Annotated in this window: 12 protein-coding genes and 1 tRNA gene; 7 read left to right on the forward strand and 6 right to left on the reverse strand. The window is 67.3% G+C overall.

What is annotated here, in order from left to right:
• Window positions 1–114 precede the first annotated feature (114 nt).
• From ACXJKQ_RS18250 to ACXJKQ_RS18265, 4 genes are all read left to right on the forward strand, one after another.
• Window positions 115–199: transfer RNA gene (locus ACXJKQ_RS18250), tRNA-OTHER, on the forward strand.
• 151 nt (window positions 200–350) lie between these two features.
• Window positions 351–1,064, forward strand: a complete 714-nt coding sequence (locus ACXJKQ_RS18255) for a transporter substrate-binding domain-containing protein (RefSeq protein WP_457107144.1) — start codon at window positions 351–353, stop codon at window positions 1,062–1,064.
• A gap of 120 nt (window positions 1,065–1,184) precedes the next feature.
• Window positions 1,185–1,451, forward strand: a complete 267-nt coding sequence (locus tag ACXJKQ_RS18260) for a hypothetical protein (protein ID WP_457107145.1) — start codon at window positions 1,185–1,187, stop codon at window positions 1,449–1,451.
• A 72-nt stretch (window positions 1,452–1,523) separates the two neighbouring features.
• Complete coding sequence (locus ACXJKQ_RS18265) at window positions 1,524–1,754, forward strand: hypothetical protein (RefSeq protein ID WP_457107146.1); 231 nt, start codon at window positions 1,524–1,526, stop codon at window positions 1,752–1,754.
• Window positions 1,755–1,796: 42 nt separating this feature from the next.
• Here the strand turns inward: ACXJKQ_RS18265 and ACXJKQ_RS18270 are convergent, their stop codons facing one another.
• Together ACXJKQ_RS18270 and ACXJKQ_RS18275 are read right to left on the reverse strand one after the other, a co-directional pair.
• Window positions 1,797–1,994, reverse strand: coding sequence for a hypothetical protein (locus ACXJKQ_RS18270; RefSeq protein WP_457107147.1), 198 nt, complete (start codon window positions 1,992–1,994; stop codon window positions 1,797–1,799).
• 12 nt (window positions 1,995–2,006) lie between these two features.
• Window positions 2,007–2,210, reverse strand: coding sequence for a hypothetical protein (locus ACXJKQ_RS18275; RefSeq protein WP_457107148.1), 204 nt, complete (start codon window positions 2,208–2,210; stop codon window positions 2,007–2,009).
• Between the two features lie 445 nt (window positions 2,211–2,655).
• Between ACXJKQ_RS18275 and ACXJKQ_RS18280 the strand changes: the two genes are divergently transcribed.
• Window positions 2,656–2,988, forward strand: a complete 333-nt coding sequence (locus ACXJKQ_RS18280; RefSeq protein ID WP_457107149.1) for a hypothetical protein — start codon at window positions 2,656–2,658, stop codon at window positions 2,986–2,988.
• Between the two features lie 614 nt (window positions 2,989–3,602).
• Here ACXJKQ_RS18280 and ACXJKQ_RS18285 read toward each other — a convergent pair.
• Window positions 3,603–3,875 carry a hypothetical protein gene (locus tag ACXJKQ_RS18285; RefSeq protein ID WP_457107150.1) on the reverse strand — a complete coding sequence of 91 codons (273 nt, stop codon included), beginning with the start codon at window positions 3,873–3,875 and terminating at the stop codon, window positions 3,603–3,605.
• 273 nt (window positions 3,876–4,148) lie between these two features.
• Complete coding sequence (locus tag ACXJKQ_RS18290) at window positions 4,149–4,613, reverse strand: cupin domain-containing protein (protein WP_457107151.1); 465 nt, start codon at window positions 4,611–4,613, stop codon at window positions 4,149–4,151.
• Between the two features lie 128 nt (window positions 4,614–4,741).
• On the opposite strand from ACXJKQ_RS18290, the gene ACXJKQ_RS18295 reads away from it, so the two are divergent.
• Complete coding sequence (locus ACXJKQ_RS18295; protein WP_457107152.1) at window positions 4,742–5,029, forward strand: hypothetical protein; 288 nt, start codon at window positions 4,742–4,744, stop codon at window positions 5,027–5,029.
• Between the two features lie 521 nt (window positions 5,030–5,550).
• Window positions 5,551–6,075 carry a peptide deformylase gene (locus ACXJKQ_RS18300; RefSeq protein WP_457107153.1) on the forward strand — a complete coding sequence of 175 codons (525 nt, stop codon included), beginning with the start codon at window positions 5,551–5,553 and terminating at the stop codon, window positions 6,073–6,075.
• Window positions 6,076–6,209: 134 nt separating this feature from the next.
• On the opposite strand, the gene ACXJKQ_RS18305 is transcribed toward ACXJKQ_RS18300, so the two are convergent.
• On the reverse strand, window positions 6,210–6,932 hold the full coding sequence (locus tag ACXJKQ_RS18305; RefSeq protein WP_457107154.1) for an ABC transporter ATP-binding protein: 723 nt from the start codon (window positions 6,930–6,932) through the stop codon (window positions 6,210–6,212).
• Window positions 6,925–8,973 carry a branched-chain amino acid ABC transporter ATP-binding protein/permease gene (locus ACXJKQ_RS18310; protein WP_457107155.1) on the reverse strand — a complete coding sequence of 683 codons (2,049 nt, stop codon included), beginning with the start codon at window positions 8,971–8,973 and terminating at the stop codon, window positions 6,925–6,927. The genes ACXJKQ_RS18305 and ACXJKQ_RS18310 overlap by 8 nt, the downstream gene beginning before the upstream one ends.
• Window positions 8,974–9,006: the final 33 nt, after the last annotated feature.

Raw genomic sequence — 9,006 nt, forward strand, 5'->3', positions numbered from 1 at the left:
CTGGTGTCACCACAGTGTCACCATAAAATCGGGCATTTGGGAATATCTGCGGGCTTTCCCAGATTTACCAAACGCCGAAAAACGTATGGACGGACGGTGATTTAGCCAATCCAAGTAAACTTGCGAAAGCACCGGAAAACCCCTGAGATCTGCCCTCCGAAGGCAAAGGTCACACGTTCGAATCGTGTCGGGTGCGCCAGTTTCCTCAGTGATTTAAGCGGCCTGCCCCCCGTAGTCGGGAGATCGCCGCGGAAGCGGAGCAGGCGGCTCGAATTGCTCGCTCATCCCCTGCCCCGGCGACGGCCCGCCTCGCCAGCATGACGCGTCCAAGCCACGCTCAGGGCGCGGCCATGACGGCCGAACTGGCCCCGAGCGGCATGCTTCGGGTTGGACTCATCGAGGCGCCGTCCGCCGGACTGATCTTCGTCAACCGTGCGGCCGATGGAACACCCGAAGGCGTGACGGCCGATCTGAGCGCGGATCTCGCCCGCCGATCAGGACTGCCGCTCGCTTTCACCCTGTTCCCGAATTCGGGTGCCGCGGCCGCGGCACTCCAGGCCGAGGCGATCGACGTCAGCTTCATGCCGGTCGACGCGACCCGACGGCAGAGGATCGACTTCGGGCCGGGCTATTACGACCTGGAGAGCACCTATCTGGTCAGCGCCGCGTCAGACATCATCGACGTGGCGCAGGTGGATCGACCGGGCCTTCGAGTCCTGGCGATCGATGGCACCACTACCTTCCGCGCCTCCGCCCGCACACTGATCCACACACAGCCTGTCGCCGTTTCGTCCGTCGCCGAGGCGATCGCGGGCATGCGCAACGGGCAGGCGGATGCCTTCGCCCTATCGCGCGACACGCTGCGGCCTGTCGTGCAGGAGGTGCCGGGGTCCCGGATCGTCAGTGGCGGCTTCCAGCAGACCCAGGTCGCCGTCGCCGTGCCAAAGAGCCGTCCGGGCGCCCTCGCCGCCGTGACCGCCTGGATGGCTGAGGCCAAGCGGGCAGGCGTCGTTCGCAGGATCTTCGACGCGCGTGGCTTCCGCGACGATGCGGTTGCATCCTGACTGTGCGACTCTCTGGCCGGTGCCAGGCGGCGCACCGGAAGGATGCCGGGGGGAGCCCGTGTACCTCTCCGATCGGTTGAGAGAGGATCTGACGTGACAGCCGGTGGTCCACCCAACAAGTTGGCTGAGGTCGCCGGACTGGCGGCTGCAATCGCCGACCGCATCCTGGAGCAGCACGAGGCTGGTGCCACGATCCCGCCGGAGCAATTCCGGATGCTCGTCAGCGCAGCCCGGATGCTTCTGGACAATGACGTCCCGTGGCCGCCGTCGGTGACCTACCTCGTGATGGAGATTGCGCGGCGCGTCGCGGAGGCCGAACCTGCGCCAAAGGACCCGGATGTGGCGATGCACCTGACGAAGTCTCCCGACGGGGCGAAAGGCTCCTGAGCCTCACCGTCCGTGAGCGACGACTGCAACCCTGGACACTTTCCGTCGTCCGGCCGGTTCACTCGCGGCTGCATGACGGTCGAGATCGAGACCCGACGGATCGCCGGCCCCCGGCGGCCGGGGGCTGATCAGGACGGGATCGTCACCTGCCGGCACCCGCGATTTATTTCCGCGCCGGTGGCCTGCCAAGCGCTGGTCGCGGTCCTTGGCGCGGACGGCATCCCGTGTTCGGAGCAACAGCTGGTGGCACGGCCCACAGGCGGCATCGTCAGCGTCATTGAGGAAGCCTTAAAGGCCAAGTGATTATAAGTTTCGCACAACCGATCMCAGGTCCGTGCAGGGTCATCAGTGAGCCAGCTTAAATCCGACCTTGACCAGGATTTTCGAGGCGCTCTGGCGCGTGTGCAAGGCTTCCTGGCAAGCGATGGGGATCTGCTTGAACTTGTTCGACGGACAATCCATGGCTCGATGCGGTTCATAGAGCCGAACGGTACAATACAAGAGGCTCAGGCGCACATGACAGAGTGCGTCGATGGCCTGCAACAGCTTCTCCTGTCACCCGATGGCGCCAGCGACAGGCTCTTGGGCCAGATGCGGCGTGAGGCCTGCCAAGCCGTTGAAGCGCTGAAGCAGGCGATTTTCCAGCATGGATGCGCGTCCGCTGCGGCCGATCGCGTCGGCCTGGGTGTTCAAGGCAAGAGGATCTGATTGGATCTGACTGGATCGGGGACGAGGGACGAAGACGACGAGTTCGAGCATTCCCCTTCGGATCCTTCGCGCGCGACGGCGCGACGGTCGAGATCCATCGGGCACGCCGGCCTGCAGGCGCGGCGCACGGACGTCGTCCTCCACGCCGATTGCCCCATCGGTACGATGCGCTCTCGACGGATGCAGACGCACACGCCGTCCCGATCGCGATGGCCTAGACCGCCGGCCACAAACCTTCCGTCGGGGTTCGAGCAGAGATACGAAGCTGACGACGGCATCAACGTGGAAAAAGCCCACGCCCAGCGGGGCGGGCTTCTCGGCTCCGGCATCGAAACGTCGGATGTCAGCCGAATCTGAAGCGAGAATTCTCCAGCCGTGATCGCAGGATGGCCCCGCGCGACAGGGCTGGCTGGGCTGAAGGTGCGGCGTCCAACCCTTGCCTTCGAACCACCCGACGCCGAAAGCGTTCAAGGCTCTCTACGACGAGGAGTACGGTATGAAGATCGGTTCGGCAGCTGTCCTGGGTTTGGCGCTCCTGAGCGGTGTCGCTCCCGCCTTGGCGCAGCCCTATGGCGGTCGCGATTACGGTTACGACCGTGGGGACTACGGGTCTCGCGACCGAGGCTACGGCGATCGTGACCGCCGCGATTACGACCGCGACTATGATCGGGCTCCGCGCGGCCAACGCGGCGACTATGCGTTCGATGAGCAGGAATATCTGCGCTGCAACCCGGATGTGCGGAGAGCTGTCATCAGCGGTGCGGTCAAATCCGGCCTGTTCCACTACCGGAAGGTCGGAATGGCGGAAGGTCGTCGACTGAGCTGCTGATCGACCGCGCATCACGCTGACGGAGCGGCTTCGCTCGGCGGCTGCCGGCGGGGATGGAAAGCCTGGGCGGGCTGGTCGAGCCATCGCAAGCGCTGGCTCGACCAGCCGACGTGCACGAAGAAGCCGCGGCCGCCGGTGCCAAGCGGTCTGAGTCGGTCTCGTCAGAGGAGGATCCGGGTCCGGTCTGCGCGGAGTCGGTCGAGGGTTTCCGGTCAGGGCGATCCTCGCCGGTCCGCGGTCAAGCCGTCGACTGCAATTGGTGGGTCACCGCGATGAGCCCGGAAGACCGAGCCCGTGCCTCCCGCCCTCACAGCGTGGTTCAGGAGGGACCGACCATTCCACGCAACAGAACGGTCGCGCCCCGACGATGCTCATGTGCGCTGCCGCCGTCGCTGGGTGACACCGTCCCCGTAAGAGTTGCAGAGTCGCCGCTTGGGTTCGAGCGCGCTACCCGCGTCTGTGAGGACGCCGAGCCGGTCATGTCGCCGGCAGCCTGTGCGCGACCCTACCAATGGGTGAGCGCGACGACGAACAGGATCAGGACGAGACTGAGTGGGAACAACCAACGCATGGGCCGGAAACCGGGGCGTTGCGCCCCGGTTTCGACGGTCTGGCTATCGCGTCGGGGCCGCGGTGCTGCCGCCAGCGCCTATGCCGGGGCGCGCGGTCCCGGTCCCCGGCACTGTCGCCGCTCCGGCCGCCCCGGTCGTCGAGCCGGTGGTCGCACCGGCCGTTCCCTCGGTCGCCTTCTGTCCGTTGCTCTTCACGCTGCCGGGGTTGTTCATGTTGCCCGTGGCGCTGCCGCCGCCCGCAGGCTGCTGGGCATAGGCGGTGCCGGTCAGGGCCACCGCGAGGGCGGCCGCGATGCCGAATGTCTTGATGCGCATGTGCGTTTCCTCGGTTCGGCCCATCTTCGGGCTCCTAGGGCAACGCGGATCAGGTCGGACTGTTCTGTGCGGGCTCGGTGATTGCTGACGCCGGCAGGAATAAGCCCCTGCGCCATGGACCGGGGGGCAGCGAGCGCACGGGGCGTCCGGACCAAGGCCCGCTGACGTCACCCGGATCGGCGGTGATCGCCGTCGCGACACGGGCCGGGGGCGGACAGGGTGCAAGCCACCCCATCCTCGGCCGGCCCCGCGCCGGCCCCGGTAGCCCGTCAGTCACGCCACGGGCTCCTGCAGGGGCTTCCACTTGTCGACCACGTAGACCGACAGGACCTTGATCGTCCTGTGACCGATCACGGTGTAGCCGGAGTGGTGGACGCCGCGCGGAATGACGCCGTGCTCGCCTGAGACGCGCTCACGCGGCGGCCGACCCGCTTCCTGAACCGTTCCACCCTCCAGCACGAAGAACGTCTCCTCGCCATGATGGAAGTGACGCGGCGACATGGAGCCGGGCGGGAACTCCACCAGCTGTGTGATGATCTCGAGGTCCTCTCTGCCCGTCACCGTCGCGCGATCGAGCTCGGCGCGCTTCACCTCTGGCGACATTGCGCCCTCCCCTCCAGCGCGCGTGCCGTCGCCCCATTGCTGAGCGGTATCGGTCTCATCGGCCGGCCCCGGGCAGCAGCCGGGATCGGCGAGGCAAGCGATCAGGGCTACCCCTCCAGGCAGCCGGGCCGACATATGGGCATCAGTCGCAGCCGCCACGCGAATACCTATTAAGTTCTATGGTGTTCAACGGTGCGTCTATGCTTGAGCGTCAAGATCATCGCGGTTCAGTGTAGCGCGACATCCTGAACAGGGACGCTGGCATGTGGACGCTGCTCGAGGACCCGCTCGGCCGTGCATTGTTGGCCCTCTTGACGAGCGATTACGGGCTGCCGGGCGATCCGCAACGGACCGTCCTCCTGCATGAGCTTCGACACCTTCGCGACGAGGCTGAAGTGCGGGGTGCGCCCGCACAGGTGAAAGGAGCGATCCGCTCGGCGCTCCTGGCGTTGCGCTTCGAGTTCCCCGCCGCCTTCTCCGCAGGACCCACGCACGCCGCGAACGCCACTTTTGAGGGCGACGACGCTCCATCGGCGACTTCCTTTTTCTAAGTCAAAATTTCAATATCGGTGGTTTCGTTCGGGCTGCGGATCTAGCTTCGAGTGAAGTATCTATTTGGTAAAAAAGTGAAGATTTCTGTATCGATCTATCGCACTCGCAGCCTGCTGCGTCACCGTGATTGCATCGCAGGCAGCTGGCAGCTTCGATGCCGACCTGATGATGATTTCAATTGCTTAGGATATTAATTTTCCTGCCCGATCATTGTGGCATTGAGAAAAATGCAACTCCGGATCTGGTCCGGTCCGATCCTTGGAGAAAGCCTTCCTCCATGCGGATGGCAAGGTCATCGGGTGGCGCGACCCAGGCAGACAAGCCGAGGGGCTGCGATGCCCGAGCCGAAGGAGGAGCCGGAACTGCCCGATCGGCCGTAAGCGACACGAAGCGGTCGGCTGAGCCGGGGGGCGGCGAACGGTTCAGGATCGGTCTTCGTCCGCCTTGACGGTTCACCCCGCGGGCTCCCTTCGATAGCGAGGGTCGGGATTGCACACCCTCGCAGGCGGATAGACCAACCATGGCGGCTCGCGCCCTCCTCGTGTTTCCCGATCCTCGCCTCACGCTGCCGGCCGCCCCAGTCACCGACTTTGGGCCAACCCTCAAAGCCCTTGCCGACGATGTCCGGGACACGCTTGTGGCCGCCAATGCCCTCGGTCTGACGGCTCCCCATATCGGCGTTCCCGCGCGCCTCGTGGTGGCCAGGATGTCGCCGGAGGCGAGCCTGAGCGTCTACGTGAACCCGGCCATTTCCTGGGCATCGCCCGATACGGCGGCCCATGACGAGGGCAGCGTCAGCATGCCGGGGGTGCGAGAACGGATCACGCGGGCCGCCCGCATTCGTTTCCGCTATCTCGACCTCGACGGATCAGCCCACGCGGCCGAGGCGGAGGGCTTTCCGGCCGCGATCATCCAGCACGAGATCGATCAACTCGACGGTGTTTTCTGGATCGCCCGCTTGTCGCGCCTGAAGCGGGATCGGCTCGTGAAGCGGTTCGAGAAATTGCGACCGGTGCAATCCAGGCATCCGGCCGCAGGCACGTGACCGTCCAGCGCGCCGCGCCCGACGACCAGCGATCGAAGCGGTCGTAGGCCGTGCTGCGCGCGCCGCCTGCCGGGCGGCGTGGCCAGATCGGCCGTGGGCCGTGCCCTGGAACGGTAAGCCGCCCCGGCGGTGGATCAATGGCTGCCGCCGAGATACGCCGCCCGCACGGCCGGATCGTTGCGCATCTGCTGCGCCGGCCCCTGGAAGCGGATCCGACCGTTCTCCAACACGTAGGCGTGGTCGGCGACGCCGAGCGCCGCCATGGCGAACTGCTCCACGAGCAGCATCGTCACCTGCTCGGCCTTGAGCAGACGGATGATCCGGAAGACCTCCTCCACCAGCTTCGGGGCGAGCCCCATCGAGGGCTCGTCGAGGAGGAGGATCTCGGGCCGCAGCATCAGGGCGCGGCCCATGGCGAGCATCTGCTGCTCGCCGCCCGACAGCGTGCCGGCGAGCTGCGTGCGCCGCTCCTTGAGGCGGGGGAACATCTCGAAGGCCCGCTCGCGGTCGGCCGCGACGTCGCCCTTCGGCCGGGAGCCCGTCAGGCGGGGGAACGCACCGAGCGTCAGGTTGTCCTCGACCGAGAGCGTCGGGAACACGCGCCGTCCCTCGGGCGAATGGGCGAGGCCGGACCGGGCGACGTCGTGGCTGTCGAGGCCGCCGATCTCGCGCCCGTTCAGGCGGATCGAGCCCGCACGCGGGCGGATCATGCCCGACAGGGCGCGCATCGTGGTGGTCTTGCCGGCTCCGTTCGAGCCGATCAGCGCCACGACCTGACCCTTCGGCACCGCGAAATCGAGGCCGTGCAGAACCTCGACCTGGCCGTAACCAGCCGACAGTCCGGTGACCTCAAGCATGGGTCATCTCCTCGTCGGCGACCGGGCTGCCGAGATAGGCCTCGACCACCTTCGGGTCCGACTGCACCTCGCGGGCGCTGCCCTCCGCGATCTTGTGGCCGAAATCGAGGACGCTGACGCGGTCGCACAGGCCCATGACCACGTCCATGTGGTGCTCGATCAGGATCACCGTGATGCCGGCGTCCCGGATCTTGCGGATGATCGCCGTCAGCTCGGCGATGTCGGGGGCGGTGAGGCCCGCGGCGGGCTCGTCGAGGAGGAGCAGGACCGGGTCGAGGGCAAGGGCGCGGCCGATCTCGAGGAGCCGCTGCTTGCCGTAGGGCAGGTTGCGGGCCTCCACCTGCGCGAGGGCGCCGAGGCCCACGAAGTCGAGCATCGCCATGGCGCGGGCGCGCTGCTCGCGCTCCTCCCGGCGCCGACGCGGCGTCCCGAGGATCGCGTCGAACAGGGTGCCGCGGAAGCTGTGGTGGAGACCGACCAGCACGTTCTCGAGCGCCGTCATCTCGCGGAACAGCTGCACGTTCTGGAAGGTGCGGGCGACACCGGCGGCGGCGATCTCGGAGGGCGTGCGCCCGTCGAGGCGCTTCGAGCCCTGGCCGCGGGCGAGGGTCACGCTGCCCCCGGTCGGCCGGTAGATGCCGGTGAGCACGTTCATCATCGTGCTCTTGCCGGAGCCGTTCGGCCCGATCAGCCCGTGGATCGTGCCCGGCCGGACCACGAGGTTCACGCCGGCCAGGGCCTTGAGGCCGCCGAACTGCATCAGGACCTGATCGACCGTGAGCAGCGGATCGGCGCCCCGGCCGCCGCTCTGGACGCTGAGCGCCGCGCCCTCGGCGTGGAGGCTCTTGCCCTCGGCGGTGTGGGCCGGGCGCAGGGCCGGGATCTTCTCGCGGACGAAGCCCACGATCCCGTCCGGCAGGTAGTACACCACGAACAGGATCATCAGGCCGAACACCGTCAGGCGGAAGTCGGTGACGGATTCGAGCAGCAGGGTCGCGGGCAGGAAGGCGAGGCAGAGCCCGACCGGCACCAGCAGGGCGAACCGGTTCTCCTGGCGGCGCAGGAAGGCGAGGCCGCCCACGACCAGCGCGGACAGCGCGATGATCCCCGCCATGATCCGCACGAGGCCGATATCGGCGAGCACGTTCGGCATCATCACGATGATCGCCGAGCCGATGATCGGCCCCGCCCGCGACTTGCGCCCGCCCATCGTGACGGCGAGCAGGAACAGCACGGTCAGTTCGAACCCGTAGGAGTTCGGCGCCACGTAGCGCTCCGACCACGCGAACAGGGCGCCCGCGAGGCCCGCCAGCGCCGCCGAGATCACGAAGGCGTAGACCTTGTAGCGGTAGACGCTGACGCCCATGCAGTCGCAGGCGATCGGCGAGTCGCGCAGCGCTTCGAAGGCCCGGCCGTAGGGCGAGCGGACCACGCGGTTGACCACCAGGATCGTGGCCAGCAGCGCGAGGCAGACGACGTAATAGAATTCGAGCTTGCGCCCGGCCGCACCCCAGGGGGCCTGGAGGCCGAGGAGCGAGAAGTCGAGGACGCGGGCCGGCGGCAGCGTGATGCCGAGCGGGCCGTTCGTCAGGGGCGTCAGCTCGTTGATGAAGATCTGGATGATGGTGCCGAAGGCCAGCGTCACCATGGCGAGGTAGGGGCCGGTGACCCGCAGGGCCGGCACGGCGAGCAGCAGCCCGAAAGCCGAGGTCACGCCGATTCCCGCCAGGATGCCCCACCACAGGCCGAGCTTGAAGTGCAGGAACAGCACCGCCGCCGAATAGGCGCCGACGCCGAACAGGCCGGCATGGCCGAGGCTCACCTGCCCGGTGTAGCCGACCACGATGTCGAGCCCGAGGATCAGGATCGCGTAGATCGCGATCACCACCATCAGGTGGATGTAGTACGAGCTCGTGACCACATGCGGGAAGACGGCGAGGCCGACGACCAGAAGCACGGCGCCGAGGACGCCCATGTGGCGCGACAGGCTGGGGGCGGCCGCCGGGGCGGGCGCTTCGGCGGGGGCGAGGGTCTGCGCCATGGCTCAGGCTGCCGTGAGGATTGCGCGGGCGGT

Source organism: Methylobacterium sp. P5_C11 (assembly GCF_054049775.1).